The sequence below is a fragment of the Actinomycetospora aurantiaca genome (assembly GCF_037401875.1).
GTDB lineage: Bacteria > Actinomycetota > Actinomycetes > Mycobacteriales > Pseudonocardiaceae > Actinomycetospora > Actinomycetospora aurantiaca.
Map to the genome: position 1 here is coordinate 354,657 of NZ_JBBEGN010000001.1, position 16,598 is coordinate 371,254.

Below are 16,598 nucleotides of genomic sequence, written 5' to 3' on the forward strand. Positions count from 1 at the left end.
GACCGCGGAGTGCGCGAGCTCTTTCCCGACGACGGGCCGCGCGACGCCCTGACCCCGGTGCTGCGGGCGGTGCGCGCCCTGGAGCCGAAGCGCGCCCGGAGCGCGCTGGCGACGGCGGTGGGGCTCGCACCAGCAACCGTGACCGTCCTGGAGCAGCTGATCTACCTGGCCGAGGAGTGCTGCTGGCCGGGCGGTGCCGGTCCCGGGGTCTACGGCGGGGTGCGGTGGGAGCCCGGCGAACCTGCGGACGCCGACATGCTGTGGTGGGGCGAGGTCGTGACCCGGGCGCTGATCCGGCGGACCCAGGCGGCGTGGGCGACATCGAGCGGGGACTCCGACGGAGCGCCGACCGAGGACGACCGGTGGACGGCGGCCGCTCGTGAGGCCGGGGACCCGGCCGGGCTCGTGCACGTCGGCCTCGTGCGCGCGGACGAACTCCGGCGGCAGGGAGATCCGGGGGCCGCGACCGTCCTCGTGGAGGCGGTGACGGTCGACGCCGACGCGCTCCCCGGGGCCGCCGCCGCGCGGGCCCTGCTCCTGGGCGACCTGGCGCTCACGCCGATCTCCTCCCCGGAGACGCTCGGCTCGACCCTCGTCCGCCCGCTCGACCTCACCGTGGTGCGACCCGAGGGGCTGGACGAGGCGGAACGCCGCTACGACGAGGCGCGGGCGGCGTTTCGTGGAGGTGGGCGGGAGTCCGGGGTGGCGACGGCCGAGGTACGGCTCGCGTTCGTCGCGCGGCTGCGCGGTCAGCTCGACATGGCGGCGCAGCTGCTCGACTCCGCGACGGCGCGGGCCTGGCGGGCGGACGACCGCGCCACCGGCGTGCTCGCACTCGTCCACCGGCAGCTGCTCCGCCTGGCCGTCGGCGAGGCCACGCACCGGAACGACCCGAGCGCCCGCATCGCGGCGTGGGTGGCCGAGGCCGGGAGCCCCACGTGGGTCCAGGGGTGCGCGCGGGTGGTGCTCGCCGCCGCCGACCGCGCGACCGACCGGGGCGAGGTCGAACGGGCGCTCTCGACCTACGCCTTCGCCCAGCAGCTGCTCGACGCGTCGGGCCTGGACGACCTGCACGTCTCCACCGGGCGGGTCCCGCTGCTGCTGCGGCTGCGCAGCCACGGGCTTGCCGCGACCACGTGGGAGGAGAGCTACGCCGCGTTCCCGGCGGAGGGTGCGTTCGACGTCGAGCCGTGGGCGTGGGTCTCGACGTCGCTCGTCGCGATGGCCGCCGCGATGCGGATGGCCGGCGACGTTGCCGGACTGGACTCGGTGGCGGGGCGTGCGCGGGCTCTGCTAGCCCGGGGCCCGGACGGGGGACGCGATCTCGTGCCGTCGTCCGACGTCCTCGATCGGATCGGGGCTCCCGCACCGGTCGGTGAGGACGCCGTCCTGTCCGCGGCCCGATCGCTCTCCGACCTGGTCGTCGGGCTCCCGGCGGTCGCCGACCTGCTCCGAGCCGAGGCGGCGATCGCAGGAGGGCGCGCCTCGACGGCCGGCAGTCCGCTCCGCCGCGTCGCCGCGCTGGAGGGGCGGGACGACCTGGTGGTGCGTGCCCTGGTCCTGCTCGGCCGTGTTTACAGCGCCCGGGCGAGGGCGCAGGCATACATCGATCGAAGGTCGGACATCGGGGTGGGACTCGTTGCGGAACTGTGGCACCTGGTCGGCGAGCACGACCGCGCGCAGGCGGTGCTCGACACGGCGATGGCGCCGATCTCCGACCCGGTCTGGGAGCCGACCTGGGCCGAGGACGAGTTGCGGGCACGGGTCGCGCTCGCGCGGGGTCACGACGACGAGGCGCGGAGCGCGGCGGAGGCCGGGACGCGTCGGCTCGACGCCTGGTTCGCCGCCCTGACCAGCGACACCTTCCGCATCTCGGCGCTCGACGACGTGAGCACCGCGCGCCTCGCGGAGGTGCTGGTGCTGGCCCGTACCCGGATCGGGGACAGCGAGGGGGCGTTCCGCGCGGCCGACCACCTGCGGTCCCTCGCCCTCGGTGCGCTGTTCGGTGACCCGGTGACCCCGGAGACGCGCCGGTGGCGGCAGGCCCGCGCGGAGTGGAACGGCGCGGTCGACGAGCGCCGCCAGGCGTGGCGCGAGCCCGAACCGGTGGAGCTCGCGCGGACGGCCGCCGCCCTGGAGACAGCCGAGCGCCGCGTCGAGGAGGCCGCCGAGGAACTGCCACGCGAGACGGTCCGCGCTCGGCGTGAGCCGGCACCGGTCGACGTCGCGGCGGTCGCCGAGGCCCTCGACCACGAGGCAGTGCTGCTGCACTACACGCTGACCGAGCACCAACTCGTCATCGCCGTCGTGACCCGCGGGGGCGTGGACCTCCGCCTGCGCGACGTCGAGGCCTCGACCGTGTCCGGGCTGTGCACGCGGCTGTCTGCGGCGTGGTCCTTACCGGGCGCGGTCCGCGGTCTGGCCGACGACCTCGGGACCCTGCTCGTGGGCCCGGTGGCCGATCTGCTCGGCGGCGACCGGCGTGTTCTCGTCGTCCCGTGTGCCCCCGCGCTGGGGCTCCCGTTCGCGGCGCTGCCCTTCGCCGGGACGTGCCCGCTCGAGCAGGCCGTCGTGTCGCAGCTCCCGGCGGCGTCCCTCGTCCCCCGGCTCGCCGGGCGCCCGCGGCCGGTCTTCGACGCACCGTGCCTCACCGTCGGGAACCCGCCGTCCGTCGGCTTCAGGGACCTCCCGGGCGCCGAGGCCGAGGCCGTACTCGTCGGCCGGTCCCTCGGTGGGCGGACGCTCGTCGGCGCGGCCGCCACCGAGCAGCGGGTGCGGGACGAGCTCGCGACGCGGACCCCGGTCGCGCACCTCGCCTGCCACGGCACGGTGCACCCGGACGCCCCGGACCTCTCGGCGCTCCGTCTCGCCGGGGAGGAACGACTGACGGTGGCGGAACTCGTCGGGATCGGACTCGACGTCGACCTGGCCGTGCTCTCGGCATGCAGCTCGGGACGCGGTCGAATCACGCGGGCCGGCGACGTGGTCGGGTTGAGCCGGGGGCTGCTCGCGGCAGGGGTCCGGCATGCGGTGACCTCGCTCTGGGACGTCGAGGACGCCGCGACCTGCCTGACGATGGCCGACTTCACCGACCACCTCGCCCGCGGGAAGCTCGGAGTGGCCGAGGCCCTCACCCACGCGCAGCGCGGTGTCCGTGCTCTGACACGGGAGGAGGCGCGCGACCGGTACGCGGACCTGTGCGCCCGGGCCGGGGTGGAACCTGGTCACGACGGCGGGCGGCGGAGATCGGCGTCGTCGTCCTTCCCGTTGCGGCCGACCGCCTGGGCGCCGTTCGTGCACCTCGGGGTGTGAGCGCGCTCGACTGCGTTCGGTCCGCGTCACGACGACGCGGACGGAGATGCGTTCCCAGCCGGCCGGCTCCTCCCGGGATCAGCAACTCGCGGATTCCGGACCCGCACGGGAAGCGGCCGCCGTAGCATCAGCGCTCGTGAGCGCCTCTCCTGCCGACGTGGATCGCAAGATCCGCCAGCTCGACAACGAGGTCCAGGCGATCTACGAGATGCTCGCGCGCATCGAGGGCACTCAGCGGCGCCACGACAACCGGTTCGCGGAGATCGGCACCGACCTCACCGAGCTCCGGGGACAGATGTCCGACCTCCGCGAGGACGCCACCGCGATGGGCACCAAGATCGACGGGCTCGACACCAAGGTCGTCGCACTCGACGACAGGGTCGCTGCACTCGACGACAGGGTCGCCGCACTCGACGACAAGGTCACCGGACTCGACACCAAGGTCACCTCGCTCGACAGCAAGGTCGCGGGACTCGACACCAAGTTGGACCGTGTGATCGGCCTGCTCGAGCGCTGACGCTGCGTTCGCGCGGAGGTCACGAGGAACCTGTGTGGCGTGTCGCCCTTCCTCGTGGGCGCGTCGCCACACAAGTCATGCTCCGCCTGGCGCCGGCCCGGCCACCGATCCGCCGAGCACCAAAGACGCGGCCCGCTCCAGGACCTGCGCCCGGGTCTGCCCCGGGTGGTCGGCGACGATCAACGATCCCGCGATGGCGCCCGCGAACGCGAGCAGACAGCGGGCCTCGAGATCGTGCGGGTCCGGAAAGCGGTCGCGGAAGGTCGCGCGCAGGTACTCCATTCGCTCGTTGTCGACCCGCCGGAGCCGTGCGGCGACCTCGTCGTCGCGACGAGCCCACTCACGCACAGCCAGGTCGATCGGGACGAGGTCGTCGGCGAAGGTCAGACTCGCCGCGCGGCGGGCCTTCGTCAGGGGGTCGCCGCCCTCGGCCTCGGCCCGGTCGATCACCGCGGTCGTGCTGCGTCGCTCCCACTCGTCGAGGACCTCGGCCAGCAGGGCCGGCCGGTCGCCGAAGTACCCGTAGAACCCGCCCTTCGTGACGCCGAGCTCCCGCGCCAGGACCTCCACGCGCACCGCCTCCGGGCCCCGCTCCCCCAGCAGTCGCAGGCCGGCGTCGATCCATGCCTGGCGGGGAGTGCGTGCTCGTGCCACGGTGCCGCACTGTACGGCACCGTATAGACCGGCTAACGTGTCTGTACGGCGGCGTATATCGAGGAGGTCGGGATGCGACGGAACCGGGTGGTCGAGGCCGGCGGATGGCTCGCGAGCGCGTTCGGGGCAACGCACATGGTGCTCGCGCTCGTCATGACGCGGAAGGAGTGGGCGCAGATCGCCCGCGAGGGGTGGTGGGACACGACCGAGGTGCGGCCGTCCGAGCCCGCCGCGCTCGACCGCTCGCAGGTCCTGTGGCTGACCCTGGCCAGCTTCGGCGTCCCGTGTGCAGCCCTCGGGGCGTTCGCGGCGTCGACGGCGCGCCGGGGTCAACCGGTGCCGCGGTGGGTCGGCGGGACGTTGCTGGCGTGGTCGGTGCCGCTCGTGGTCGTGCTGCCGCGCTCGCCGTCGTGGGTGGCGCCGGTGTTCTCGACGATGCTGCTGGCCGGGGACCCGTCCGCGTCACGCTGACGCGGACCGACTCCGGCTCAGTCGTCCGCCTCGTCCGGCGTCGGCTCCGGGGCCTCCCGCTTCGTCGCGCGGAGGCGGACGACCCCGCTCTCGAGGTCCAGCCCGACGACCTGCGCGCGCTGCCCGCTCTCGTCGCCCTCCTCGACACCCTCGAGCTTGGGAGACCGGAACACCCCGCCGAACGCCGTCATGAAGCCACGGTACGACGGCCGGTGTGCAGGGGCGATCAGTTCCCGGCGGCGTCGAGCAGCTGGCCGTCGATCCACGGGTCGCGCGACCGCTCGCGGCCCTGCGCGTCGGTGTAGCCGCAGTTCCGGTTGGTGATCTCGTTCGGGTGCGCGGGGTCGCCGAACTCGGGCGGGCCGGAGAGGTCGCAGACCGGGGCAGCCTTCTTCGGCTTGGTCGAGGCCTTCTTCGGAGTGACCGACGTCGTCGCGACCGTCTTCGTCGTCGCGGGCGCGGCCGTCCGGGGCGCGGCCGACGGGGCCGGGCTCGTCATGACGACGACCGGGGAGACCGATGCTGGCGCCGAGGCCGACGCGAGCGCGACGGCCGTGCCGCTCCCGCCGATCATCGCCACGAGCGCGCCCGCGCCGAGCGCGAGGTGTGCAGGCCTCGCCGTGCGCTGGTGATGCCGACCCATGATGTCCCCCGACCTCCGTCGTCGGACGGGGGTTCGCCCACCCACGGCGCTCCGTTAACGCGCCGCGCTGGACAGCGCTCGATCAGGTGAAGCCTCACCGCCCGGCAACCACGGCGAACGCCCCGTCCGTGCGCTCGAGGATCGCGTCGATCACCTCGTCGGTGTGCGCCGACGACAGGAACCAGTTGTGCCACGGGTGCAGGTAGACCCCGCGCTGCACGGCTGCCTCCGCCCACGCGGTGACCACCCGGAAGTCGGGGTCGTCGGCGAAGGAGAGCATCGGCATCTGGACCGGACCGGTCTGCCGGATCGTGCAGCCGTGTGCCGCGGCCTGGGCGGCGAGGCCGGCGCGGAGCCTGCTCCCGGCCCGCTCCATGGTTGGGAGCGCCTCTCCGCGGCGGAGCTCGGTCAGGGTCGCGAGCCCGGCCGCCAGCGGCACCGCCCCGGTCCAGAAGGAGCCCGTCACGTAGATCCTGCCCACGGCCCCGCGCAGCGCGTCGACTCCGGTCACCGCGCCGAGCGGCTGCCCGTTGGCCAGCGGCTTCGACCAGGCCGAGAGATCGGGACGCACGCCGAGCGGCTCCCAGGAGCCGGCGAGGTCGAGCCGGTGCGTGGCGCGGACGTCGTCGAGCACCAGGACCGCGCCGGTGCGGTCGGCGAGCGCCCGCAGGCCGCGCGCGAACTCGGGATCGACCATCTCCTGGTCGCGCTTGATGTCGTGTCGGAACGGCGTCACCAGGATGGCGGCCAGATCGGACCCGGCCTCGTCCGCGGCAGCCTGCGCGGAGGCGAGATCGTTGTACTCGTAGCGGACGAGATGGGCCTGGTCCTCCGCCGTCACTCCCTCGCCGCGCACCGCGAAACCCGGCACCGCACCGTGGTACGCGCCGCGCGCCACCAGCACCTTGCGCCGGCCGGTCGCCGCGCGGGCCGTCGTCACGCACGTGGTCATCGCGTCCGTGCCGTTCTTGCAGAACAACGCCCAGTCCGCGGCCGCCACCGTGTCGACCAGCAGCTCGGCGTACTCCACCGCGGTCGGGGTCATGCCGTCGAGGCAGTCGCCGCGCCCCAGCTGGTCGACGATCGCCGCCGTCACTGCGGGGTGACGGTGCCCGATGATCATCGGACCCCAGCTGCACATGAGGTCGAGGTACTCGCGGCCGTCGGCGTCCCACACCCGCGCTCCCTCCCCCGACACCACGAACTGCGGGTGCGCGGTGGAGAACGACGACACCGACATGTGGCCGTACATGCCGCCCGGGATCACGCGCCCCGCGCGCTCCCGCAGGGCCAGCTCCTGCTCGCCCAGACCCAGCTCGATCGTCGTCGTCATGACCGGTTCCCCTCGAGAAGTTCCCGGGCCACGGCGGCGATCCCCACGCCGTCGAGCCGGTAGTGGGCGTAGAGCGCGGCGGGCGGGCCGACGGGCACGTGCTCGTCGGGCACCCCGTGCCGGCGGAAGCGGGGTGCGATCCCGGCGTCGAGCAGGCACTCTGCGACCGCGGACCCGAGCCCGCCGGTCACGTTCGCCTCCTCGACGGTGAGCACCGCGCCGGTCTCGCGCGCTGCAGCGAGGACCGCGGAGCGGTCGAGCGGCGAGATCGTCCACATGTCGACGACGCGAGCCTCGATCCCCCGCGCCGCGAGATCGTCGGCGGCCTGCATCGTGGGCGCGACCTCGGAGCCGGTCGCGATGACCGTCAGATCGGTGCCCTCCCGCAGGGTCAGGGCCTTCCCGACGACGAGCTCGGGCACCTCCGCGTAGACCTCCGGGTCACGCCCTCGGCCGAGCCGCAGGTACATCGCGTGCGGGTGCTCCAGCGAGAGCCGCAGGAGCGCCCGCAGGTGGTTCGCGTCCGTCGCGGCGACCACGGTGAGGTCGGCGATCGAGCGCATCATCGCCAGGTCCTCGAGGCTGTGGTGGCTCGTACCGTAGAACCCCATCGACATCCCCGAGTGGTGCCCGACGACGCGGACGGGCAGGTCGGGGTACGCGCAGTCGGTACGGATCTGCTCCGCGCAGAGCAGCGCCGCGAAGGAGCCGAACGTCGCGGCGAACGGCACGAGCCCGCCGGCCGCCATACCGGCCGCCACCGTGATCATGTTCTTCTCGGCGATACCGACGTTCACGAACCGGTTCGGGTGCCGAGCGGCGAAGTCGGTGGAGCGGTTCGAGCGGCCGAGGTCGGCGGTCAGCACGACGATGCGCGGGTCGACCTCGGCGAGCTCGGCGAGTTCCTCCCCGAGCACGAACGCCGGCATGGTGCGGGTGTCGGTGCCGTCCACCGAGCGGGAGTCCTTGAACGCCGCGGTCCCGTTGAAGATGGCTGCCTGGTCCTGCGTGCTCGTCATGCGTTCAGCTCCGCCATCACGTCGTCGTAGTCGGCGCCGACGAGGTTGCCGACGTGCCAGTCCGGGCTCAGCTCCATCCGGGCGACGCCCTTGCCCTTGATGGTGTCGGCGACGATCAGCTGGGGCCGCGTGCCGCCCCGTGCGGGTAACGCGGCGAAGGTCGCGAGCAGGGCGTCGAGATCGTGGCCGTCGACACGGCGGGTGTCCCAGCCGAAGGCCGCGAAGCGCTCCTCGATCGGCTCGGCGGCCATCACGTCGGCGACGAACCCGTCGATGCCGAGCTGGTTGGCGTCCACGACCGCCACGAGGTTCCCCAGCCCGTAGTGCGAGGCCGACATCGCGGCCTCCCACACCTGTCCCTCCGCCAGCTCGCCGTCACCCAGCAGGCACCACGTGCGGTGGTCGCTGCCGCGGTGCCGCCCGGCCCACGCCATGCCGACGCACACCGACAGGCCGTGGCCCAACGAGCCGGAGGAGAAGTCGACACCGGGGATGCGCTTGCCGTCGGGATGGTCGCCGAAGGCGCTGCCGAGCCGGGTGTAGGAGTCGAGCTCCGTCGGGTCGAAGAAGCCGAGGTCGGCGAGCAGCGGGTAGAGCCCGATCGCGGCATGCCCCTTGCTCATGACGAAGCGGTCGCGGTCGGGCCAGTCCGGCCGTGCCGGGTCGAGGCGCAGCTCGGCGTGGTACAGCGCGGCGAGGATCTCGGCACAGGAGAAGACGGCGCTGTAGTGCCCGGCGCCCGCGATGCGGGTGAGCCGGACGGTCTCGGTGCGCACGAAGCGGGCGCGTTCGGCGAGGTCCATCGGTCCTCCTCGGGAGGTGCTCACGGGGCCACCGGCCCGTCGTGGTCGCGGAAGCGGTCGAGGACGGCGCCGGTGATGCGGGCGGTGTCGTTGTCGCCCTCGTCCTGGCTCATCGCGGTGGACCAGCCGATCGACCCGACGGAGAAGACGGCGCCGCCCCCGGGCAGGCCGAACAGCACGAGGTCGGCGCGGACGTTCGGGTGCACACCGGGCGGCGGCGCGGAGTAGCCGTGGTCGATCTCCTCGGGCGCGAGCCCGATCCGGTGCGAGTGGCCGACCGACGAGCCGAGCACCGCCGCCGTGGGCGGCGTCCCCAGCGCGACGTCGGCCCGGTCGAACTCGTCGGCCGCTGCGCCTCCCAGCCCCGGACCCTCGGCGCCGACGACCTCGCCGACCCCTGCCTTCACCCCGTCGAACACCCACGACACGTCGGGCTCGGCGCTGCGGGCGCTGCGCCGGTAGCCGTGCCCCTTGTCGAAGCCCTGCGCGGTGAAGCCGACTCCGACGAGCCGGTTCGGTGCCCGGCCGCGCATGCGCCACAGGCCGCCGGGCTCGCCGGTCGCGGAGAGGTGCTCCTCCCCCGGGTCGGACACCCAGGTGGCGACGCCGGCGTGACCGCGGCGGATCTCCAGGGCATGCGGTACGCCGGGGTGGCGTGCCGTGACCTGGTAGAAACCGTTACCACCGAGGTACATCAGACGCCCGCCGGTGGCCGTGTAGGCGCTGTAGGAGTCGAGCATCCCGGCCGAGCAGTACTCCGGGTGCCCGCCGGTGAGCACGACGCGGTAGCGGTCGAGCAGCGCCGTGCCCTGCTGCTCCACCTCGTCGTCGGTGACCACGGCGTAGTCCTCGCCGCGGCGCTCGAGCCAGTCGAGCAGCAGCAGGTCCTGCGCGTAGTGCCGGAACCCGCGGGTGGTCGGCGTGTAGTAGTCGGGCCGGAGGTTGACGATCGGCCGCCGTCGCGTGGAGTGGCAGACCCCGCTGCCGTCGGAGTGCACGTCGTAGAGCGAGCGCCCGAGCTCGGGATGCTCCGCCAGCCAGCGGTCGCGCTCGTCGAGCCCGCGGTCCTCGCCGTAGATGTCGAGCCTCTCGGTCTCGAACTCCGCGTAGGTCCGCCAGTTCGCGTAGGCCAGATAGGTCCACGTCGGCAGGACGAGCAGGACCGGGGCCGCGTGCCGGGCGGGGGTCACGACGACGGGCACGCGGTCGACATCCTCGCCGGCGGTCAGTTTCACGGCATAGACACCGCTCGGCAGATCCGTGGGCACGTCCCAGGTCGCGTCGACGTCCCACCCGGCGTCGGCGAGGTCGTCGTCGTGCAGGTGCACCGCGTCGAACTCGGCGGGAGCAGCGCGGAAGTCGCGCTCCGCCCCCGTCCAGAACGGTCCGGGCACGCCGCGCGTCGGCAGGTGCCGCAGGGCTGCGCTGCCGGTCAGGTCACCACGATCCGGGACGCGCGTCCCACCGGGGTCGGCGGCGAGATCGAGCGCAGCGGTGGTCGCGATGTCGAGCAGCGCGAGCGGGTCGGCACCGTCCCGCAGCGCCGTGGTCACGTCCGGCGCCCACGCACGGCCGACGACGGGGCGGGCGACGGCGCCGTTGAAGGTCGCGCCGAGCCCGGGCCGGACGATGCCGTCGCTGCCGATGAGCAGGCGGCCCGATACGGTCCGCGCGTCGCCGGCGGCCTCCACGGCCTCGTCGGGAAGACCGGGTCGGTGCAGGGTGAGCCGCACCCGCCCGTCGGCATCGAGGGTCGCCGCGACGAAGGCCCAGCGGCCCCGGACCGCGTCCGTCTCGAGGCGGGCGAGGACGGCGTGACCGTCGCGGGCGTCGCGCAGCTCCAGCGCGGTGGCTGAGCACCAGAGCCCGAGGGTCCCGACGACGAGCAGCGGGCGCAGATCGGTGGTGGGTGCGGTCGGCCGGAACCAGAGGGCGCACCCGAGGTCCGGAAGGCCCCGCTGCAGCTCGGCCTCGGCGAACGAGCCCGAGGTCGTGTGCTGCACACGGCCGGGGCTGCTCACCGGCAGGTCGGAGGGCACCGGCTCCTCGACGAGGTCGACGTGGTGGCGCGGCGACCCGCCCCGGCGCAGCCGGACCACGGACATCGCCACCTCGGGGTGCTCGCTCGACACGTGCACCGCGACCCGCCCGCCGGCGGGCACCGAGAGACGGTCGGCGTAAGCGAGCAGCCTCACCGGTTGACCCACGACGTCCAGCGCTGCGTGGCCTGGTCGAGGTTCTGTGCCCACCAGGCGTTGTCGCGCACCACGGTGGTGCCCTGCGACTGCGGACCATCGATGAACTCGCGGATCCCCGGATCGGCGCTCGGCGCGGCGGCCGAGTTGGTCGGCAGGTAGGGCATCCGATCGGTGACGGCCTTCTGGTTCTTCTGCCCGATGAGCGCGTTGATGAGCTGGTAGGCCTGGTCGGGGTGCGGGGCGCCCTTGACCACGGTGACGGTGTCGAAGTAGCTCAGCGGCTGGTTCCAGACGACGCCGAGCGGGGCCCCGGCCTTCACCGCGTCGTAGGCGCGCCCGGGCCAGGCGAGCATCATGTCGACCTCGCCGGACTGCAGCGCCTGCGTCTGCTGGGCGCCCGTGTCGTAGAAGCGGGTCGACGCCCGGATGGTGTCGAGCTTGCGGAAGGCCCGGTCGTAGTCCAGGGGGTAGAGCGCGGTGCCCGGGACGCCGTCGGCGAGCAGCGCCGTCTCCATCCCGGCGTCCTTGGCGTAGTTCATGATTCCGCGCGTACCCGGGAACCGCGTGGTGTCGTAGAAGTCGGCCCAGCTCGTCGGCGGGTTCGCCCCGAACTTGTTCTTGTTGTAGACGAGCAGGAACGACGAGTTGATGATCGGGACGCCGCACTCGGACATCTGCGCGGGGTCGAGCCCGCTCCGGTCGACGCGGTTCCAGTCGATCTTCTCGAAGAGCGTCCCGCACTTGCCCATCGCGGTGTAGGGCGTGGAGTAGAAGACGTCCCAGGTGGGGTTGCCGCCCTGCACCATCGCGGTCAGCTTCGCCTCGTTGTTCGGCGACTCGTCGGACACCGTCACGCCCTGGCCGGCGAGATCGGCGTAGGCGTTGGCCTTGAACACCTCGGCGAGCGCGCCGCCGGTGTTGGCGAACACCACCGGAGCACCGCCCGCGGCCTGGTTCCCCACGGGGCCGAAACAGCCGGCGGTCGTCATCGCGACGACGCCGGCGAGGGCGACGGCCACGAGAGTGCTCCTCCGAGTGCGCACGGCGCTCACCTCTCCTATTTCAGATAGCAAAACGCTGTTCGTCTATCGAAAAGCATGGTGGCGCCATCGTGACGGTGTCAAGACTCCACGAACCGAGCAGCGCATCGCTGTTACGCGCGGGTTTCCGAACCAGGACGGGCTTGACAGCAACCCGAGGAGCCCGACACGGTGATTCCACTTCGTGAAACGCATGTCGCTATCCGCGGACCGGGAGGCTCGGCCGATGACCGTCACGTCACCTCCGGCGGAAGCCGACGCCCTCGCTCCACCGGACCCCCCGTCGCGACGTCGACGACGCCGGGTGGGCCGGGTCTCGCTGCTGCTCGCCGTGCCGGCACTCCTGGTCCTGCTGATCTTCTTCGTGGTGCCGGCCCTGCGTCTGCTCTGGCTCTCGGTCACCACCCCGGCGCCGGGGCTCGGCAACTACACCTCGCTCGCCCGCGACGAGGTGACCACGACGGTCGTGCTGCGCACGCTGTTCATGGCCGCCGTGGTGACGGTCGTCTGCGTGCTCGTCGCCTACCCGTACGCGTACCTCATGACGATCGTGTCGGGGCGCTGGCGCGGGGCGCTGCTCGCCGTCGTGCTCGTGCCGTTCTGGACCTCGCTCATGGCCCGCACGTTCGCGTGGGTGGTGCTGCTGCAGGACAACGGTGTGGTCAACGGCCTGCTCGGCGCGCTCGGTCTGGGGCCGGTGCGGCTGCTCGGGACCACGGGCGGGGTCACGCTCGCGATGGCGCAGGTGATGCTGCCCTTCGTCGTCCTGCCCGTGTACACCGCGATGCGCGGCATCGACCGCCGCCTCGTCGACGCGGCGCTCTCCCTCGGGGCGCGGCCGGTCACCGCCTTCACCCGCATCTACCTGCCGCTCTCCCTGCCGGGTGTGGCCGCCGGCGCCACGCTCGTCATGGTCCTCTCGCTCGGCTTCTACGTGACGCCCTCGCTCGTCGGCTCGCCGCAGCAGTCGATGCTCGCGCAGTTCATCTCCGTGCAGGTCAACCAGCTGGTCGACTTCGGTGCGGCCGGGGCGCTCGCCGTCACGCTGCTGGTGGTGACGCTGATGCTGCTCGGCGGGGTCCGGCTGCTGACCAGGACTCGCGGTGCGGGCACCGGCGCCGGGCTCGCGGGAGGCCTGTCGTGACCCGGCGGACCACCCTGCGCCGCGTGCTCGTCGGCATCGGCGTCCTCGTCGGCCTCTGGCTGGTCGTACCGACCCTCGTCGTCGTGCCGATCAGCTTCTCCGGCGAGGACAGCTTCGCGTTCCCGCCACGCAGCTGGGGGGTCGACCACTACGCGACCTTCTTCACCGAGTCGAGCTGGCTGACCTCCCTGCTGGTCTCGCTGCAACTCGCGGTGATCGTCACCGTCGTCGCCACCCTGCTCGGGACGCTGGCCGCGCTCGCGCTCGACCGGACGTCCTTCCGTGGTCGCGGCGCCCTCGACGGCCTGTTCATGGCCCCGCTCATCGTCCCCGGCATCGTCGTGGCGGTCGCGCTCTACGCCGCCTTCCTCGGCTGGGGCCTCATCGGGACGCCGACCGGCTTCGTCCTCGCCCACACCGTGCTCGCCCTGCCGTTCGTGGTGGTCAACGTCGGGGCGGCCCTGCGGAACGTCGATCCGGTGCTCGGACGGGCGGCTGCGGGACTCGGCGCGTCGGGGTGGGCGACCTTCCGCCAGGTCACCTTCCCGATCATCCGGCCCGGCGTGCTGGCGGGCGCGCTCTTCGCGTTCGTCACCTCGTTCGACGAGGTCGTCGTCTCCCTGTTCGTCCAGTCCCCGCAGCTCCAGACCCTGCCGGTGCGGATGTTCACCTCGGTCACCAACGAGGTCGACCCCACCATCGCCGCCGCCTCGACCGTCGTCCTCGTCGTGTCCACCGCACTGCTCGCGCTGGTGGCACTCACCCGGAGGTCCGCACCATGACCGATCCCGCCGGCGCGACCATCCGCGTCGAGGCCCTCACCAAGACCTTCCCCGGCGCGCGCTCCCCTGCCGTCGACACCGTCGACCTCGACGTCGCCGCCGGGGAGTTCATGACGCTGCTCGGGCCGAGTGGGTCGGGCAAGACCACGACCCTCAACATGATCGCCGGGTTCGAGGACGTCACGTCCGGGCGCATCCTGCTCGACGACACCGACATCGCCCGGCTGCCCGCACACCGCCGCAACCTCGGCATGGTGTTCCAGAGCTACGCGCTCTTCCCGCACATGACCGCGGCGCAGAACGTCGCGTTCCCCCTGCGCCAGCGCAAGGTGGGCAGGGCCGAGATCGCCCGTCGGGTCGCCGAGGCCCTGGAGCTCGTCCACCTCGGCGAGCACGCGGACCGCCTGCCGTCGCAGCTCTCGGGCGGACAGCAGCAGCGGGTGGCTCTCGCCCGAGCGGTCGTCTTCTCCCCCCGCGCGCTCCTGCTCGACGAGCCGCTGGGTGCCCTGGACAAGAAGCTCCGGGAGTCCCTGCAGCTCGAGATCTCGCGGCTGCACTCCGAACTCGGCATCACCTTCGTCTTCGTCACGCACGACCAGGAGGAGGCGCTCGCCCTGTCCGACCGCGTCGCGGTGTTCCGCGACGGGCACATCGAGCAGGTGGGGACCCCGAGCGAGCTCTACGAGACCCCGGCGTCCCGCTTCGTCGCGACGTTCCTCGGCGACTCGAACGTCTTCAGCGGCACCGTGCGTGGCGGGCTCCTCGACACCGGGTCGACCCTCCTGCGCTGCGACGGACCCGACGGCCCCGGGTGCCTGGTCGTGCGCCCCGAGCGGCTCCGGATCGGCGCCGGGCACGACGACGGGACGAACACGCTGTCCGCGACGGTCACCGACGTCGTCTACCAGGGGGCCTTCCGGCGCATCCTCGTCCGGTTCGACGACGGCACCACCGGTCTGGTGCGAGACGCGGGCGACGCGGCCCCGGCCGCCACCGGCGAGCGGGTCGAGGTGTCGTGGAAGGCGTCCGCCGGGGTCGTCGTGAGCGAGGGCGGGAGCGTGGTCGGCCGGGACTCCGTGGTGCCGGCGTGACCGACCTCGACGACGCGCGGGCTGCGGTGGCCGACGCCGGGCGGGCGATGCTCGACGACGGGTTGGTCACCGGCACCGCGGGCAACGTCAGCGTCCGGGTGGGCGATCTCGTCGCGGTCTCACCGGCGAGCATGCCCTACTCCGCCGTCGGCGCGGAGGACGTGTGCGTGGTCGACCTCGACGGGACCGTCCGCGACGGCCCGCACCGGCCGTCGTCGGAGACGCCCCTGCACCTCGCCGTGTACGCGAGCACCGACGCGGCCGCCGTGGTCCACCACCACGGGTTGCACAGCGTTGCGGTGTCGGTGGTGCACGACGTCCTACCCGCCCTGCACTACTACGTCGTCCGCCTCGGCGGAGCCCCGCGCGTGGCGCCCTACGCCACCTACGGGACCCCTGAGCTGGCGGCGTCGGTCCGGGATGCGCTGGCCGGACGGAGTGCCGCGCTGATGCAGAACCACGGCGCCGTGGCCCACGGGACCCACCTCGAGGAGGCCTACGACCGGGCCCGGCTCGTGGAGTGGTTGTGCCGCCTGTACAGCACCGCGGCGCCGCTCGGACGGCCGCGGACCCTGACCGAGGACGAGCTCGCGGCCGTGGTCGCGCGGAGGGAGCAATCGTGAAGGTGGTGTGCCTGGGCGCCCACATCCTCGACGTCCTCGGCCGACCCGTCACCGACATCCCCGCCGGACAGGGTCGGCGCGTCCTCGACGAGATCCGGCTGACCGCGGCCGGGACGGCCGGCGGCACGGCCGTCGACCTGGCGAAACTCGGCGCCCGCGTGACGAGCATCGGGGCGGTGGGCGACGACTCCGCGGGCCGGCTGTTGCACACCCTGCTCACCGATCACGGCGTGGACGCCTCCCGCCTGGCGGTGCGGCCGGGCCGGGCGACGCCCGCGACGATCCTGCCGATCCGGCCGAACGGCGAGCGTCCGGCCCTGCATGCCCCGGGCGCCATGGCCTCACTCGCCGCCGAGGACGTCGATCTCGACCTGGTCGCCCGGGCGGACGTCCTGCACGTCGGGGGCCCCGACGTGCTGGGCGAGTTCGCGGCACACGACCTGCCGACGATCCTGCGCCACGCGCGGGAGCACGGGACGACCGTGTCGATGGACCTGCTCAGCGTCGGGCGTCCTGGCCTGTTCGCCGAGCTCGGCCCGCTCTGGGAGCACGTCGACTGGTTCCTGCCGAACGACGACCAGCTGCGGGCCCTCACCGGCCGGGACGACCTCGTCGAGGCCGCCGGTGCGGTCCGCGCCGCCGGGACGGGGTCGGTGATCGCGACCTGTGGAGCCGCGGGCGTGCTCCTGGTCGCCGGTACCGTCGACGCGGTCCCGGCTCTCGACGTGCCCGTCGTCGACACGACCGGCTGCGGTGACGCGTTCTGCGCGGGCTTCCTGGTCGGGCTCGACCGCGGCCTCGCGCCCGTCGACGCGGCCCGCCTCGGGACGGCGGCGGCCGCGCTCGTCGCCCAGGGCCTCGGGTCGGACGCCGGCATCGTCGACCTGGCCTCCACGGTCGCGCTGCTGGCCGACCACGGCCACGGCGCGATCGCGGTGTGAGGATGACCGAGGTGGCCGGCGGGCGAG

The 16,598-nt window shown here is 73.4% G+C and carries 16 protein-coding genes; 8 read left to right on the forward strand and 8 right to left on the reverse strand.

Annotation, left to right across the window (positions count from 1 at the left end):
* Window positions 1-9: 9 nt before the first annotated feature.
* Together WCD74_RS01625 and WCD74_RS01630 are read left to right on the forward strand one after the other, a co-directional pair.
* The gene (locus WCD74_RS01625; protein ID WP_337693067.1) at window positions 10-3,312 is read left to right on the forward strand and encodes a CHAT domain-containing protein; all 3,303 of its coding nucleotides are present in this window, start codon (window positions 10-12) and stop codon (window positions 3,310-3,312) included.
* 46 nt (window positions 3,313-3,358) lie between these two features.
* Window positions 3,359-3,829, forward strand: a complete 471-nt coding sequence (locus WCD74_RS01630) for a hypothetical protein (RefSeq protein ID WP_337693068.1) — start codon at window positions 3,359-3,361, stop codon at window positions 3,827-3,829.
* 75 nt (window positions 3,830-3,904) lie between these two features.
* On the opposite strand, the gene WCD74_RS01635 is transcribed toward WCD74_RS01630, so the two are convergent.
* A complete protein-coding gene (locus tag WCD74_RS01635) occupies window positions 3,905-4,483 on the reverse strand; it encodes a TetR/AcrR family transcriptional regulator (RefSeq protein ID WP_337693069.1) in 579 nt (192 codons plus the stop codon).
* Between the two features lie 72 nt (window positions 4,484-4,555).
* On the opposite strand from WCD74_RS01635, the gene WCD74_RS01640 reads away from it, so the two are divergent.
* Window positions 4,556-4,954 (forward strand): DUF6463 family protein, encoded by a 399-nt coding sequence (locus tag WCD74_RS01640; RefSeq protein WP_337693070.1) that lies wholly within the window; start codon window positions 4,556-4,558, stop codon window positions 4,952-4,954.
* Between the two features lie 17 nt (window positions 4,955-4,971).
* Here the strand turns inward: WCD74_RS01640 and WCD74_RS01645 are convergent, their stop codons facing one another.
* The 7 genes from WCD74_RS01645 to WCD74_RS01675 form a co-directional block, all read right to left on the reverse strand.
* Window positions 4,972-5,145 carry a hypothetical protein gene (locus WCD74_RS01645; protein ID WP_337693071.1) on the reverse strand — a complete coding sequence of 58 codons (174 nt, stop codon included), beginning with the start codon at window positions 5,143-5,145 and terminating at the stop codon, window positions 4,972-4,974.
* A 35-nt stretch (window positions 5,146-5,180) separates the two neighbouring features.
* Window positions 5,181-5,597, reverse strand: a complete 417-nt coding sequence (locus tag WCD74_RS01650) for a hypothetical protein (protein WP_337693072.1) — start codon at window positions 5,595-5,597, stop codon at window positions 5,181-5,183.
* 94 nt (window positions 5,598-5,691) lie between these two features.
* A complete protein-coding gene (locus tag WCD74_RS01655; RefSeq protein ID WP_337693073.1) occupies window positions 5,692-6,930 on the reverse strand; it encodes an aminotransferase class III-fold pyridoxal phosphate-dependent enzyme in 1,239 nt (412 codons plus the stop codon).
* Window positions 6,927-7,949: a transketolase family protein gene (locus WCD74_RS01660; RefSeq protein ID WP_337693074.1), complete on the reverse strand. Its 1,023-nt coding sequence runs from the start codon at window positions 7,947-7,949 to the stop codon at window positions 6,927-6,929. Before WCD74_RS01660 ends, WCD74_RS01655 begins: the two co-directional genes overlap by 4 nt.
* A complete protein-coding gene (locus WCD74_RS01665) occupies window positions 7,946-8,752 on the reverse strand; it encodes a transketolase (protein ID WP_337693075.1) in 807 nt (268 codons plus the stop codon). Before WCD74_RS01665 ends, WCD74_RS01660 begins: the two co-directional genes overlap by 4 nt.
* Window positions 8,753-8,772: 20 nt before the next feature.
* The gene (locus WCD74_RS01670) at window positions 8,773-10,947 is read right to left on the reverse strand and encodes a N,N-dimethylformamidase beta subunit family domain-containing protein (RefSeq protein WP_337693076.1); all 2,175 of its coding nucleotides are present in this window, start codon (window positions 10,945-10,947) and stop codon (window positions 8,773-8,775) included.
* Window positions 10,944-11,969, reverse strand: coding sequence for an extracellular solute-binding protein (locus WCD74_RS01675; RefSeq protein WP_337693077.1), 1,026 nt, complete (start codon window positions 11,967-11,969; stop codon window positions 10,944-10,946). The genes WCD74_RS01670 and WCD74_RS01675 overlap by 4 nt, the downstream gene beginning before the upstream one ends.
* 325 nt (window positions 11,970-12,294) lie before the next feature.
* Between WCD74_RS01675 and WCD74_RS01680 the strand changes: the two genes are divergently transcribed.
* The 5 genes from WCD74_RS01680 to WCD74_RS01700 are packed head-to-tail and all read left to right on the forward strand — an operon-like array spanning window position 12,295 to window position 16,571.
* Window positions 12,295-13,134, forward strand: coding sequence for an ABC transporter permease (locus WCD74_RS01680; protein WP_337693078.1), 840 nt, complete (start codon window positions 12,295-12,297; stop codon window positions 13,132-13,134).
* Window positions 13,131-13,916 (forward strand): ABC transporter permease, encoded by a 786-nt coding sequence (locus WCD74_RS01685; protein WP_337693079.1) that lies wholly within the window; start codon window positions 13,131-13,133, stop codon window positions 13,914-13,916. The genes WCD74_RS01680 and WCD74_RS01685 overlap by 4 nt, the downstream gene beginning before the upstream one ends.
* Entirely contained in the window at window positions 13,913-15,007 is a 1,095-nt protein-coding gene (locus tag WCD74_RS01690; RefSeq protein WP_337693080.1) for an ABC transporter ATP-binding protein, read from the forward strand. Before WCD74_RS01685 ends, WCD74_RS01690 begins: the two co-directional genes overlap by 4 nt.
* The gene (locus WCD74_RS01695; protein WP_337693081.1) at window positions 15,004-15,630 is read left to right on the forward strand and encodes a class II aldolase/adducin family protein; all 627 of its coding nucleotides are present in this window, start codon (window positions 15,004-15,006) and stop codon (window positions 15,628-15,630) included. Before WCD74_RS01690 ends, WCD74_RS01695 begins: the two co-directional genes overlap by 4 nt.
* Entirely contained in the window at window positions 15,627-16,571 is a 945-nt protein-coding gene (locus tag WCD74_RS01700) for a carbohydrate kinase family protein (RefSeq protein WP_337693082.1), read from the forward strand. The genes WCD74_RS01695 and WCD74_RS01700 overlap by 4 nt, the downstream gene beginning before the upstream one ends.
* Window positions 16,572-16,598: the final 27 nt, after the last annotated feature.

Bases quoted from the DNA above. Each gene is read 5' to 3' on its own strand.
- WCD74_RS01640 (WP_337693070.1), top strand. From the start codon at position 4,556: ATGCGACGGAACCGGGTGGTCGAGGCCGGCGGATGGCTCGCGAGCGCG.
- WCD74_RS01650 (WP_337693072.1), bottom strand. From the start codon at position 5,597: ATGGGTCGGCATCACCAGCGCACGGCGAGGCCTGCACACCTCGCGCTC.
- WCD74_RS01665 (WP_337693075.1), bottom strand. From the start codon at position 8,752: ATGGACCTCGCCGAACGCGCCCGCTTCGTGCGCACCGAGACCGTCCGG.
- WCD74_RS01630 (WP_337693068.1), top strand. From the start codon at position 3,359: ATGCGTTCCCAGCCGGCCGGCTCCTCCCGGGATCAGCAACTCGCGGAT.
- WCD74_RS01690 (WP_337693080.1), top strand. From the start codon at position 13,913: ATGACCGATCCCGCCGGCGCGACCATCCGCGTCGAGGCCCTCACCAAG.
- WCD74_RS01655 (WP_337693073.1), bottom strand. From the start codon at position 6,930: ATGACGACGACGATCGAGCTGGGTCTGGGCGAGCAGGAGCTGGCCCTG.
- WCD74_RS01660 (WP_337693074.1), bottom strand. From the start codon at position 7,949: ATGACGAGCACGCAGGACCAGGCAGCCATCTTCAACGGGACCGCGGCG.
- WCD74_RS01645 (WP_337693071.1), bottom strand. From the start codon at position 5,145: ATGACGGCGTTCGGCGGGGTGTTCCGGTCTCCCAAGCTCGAGGGTGTC.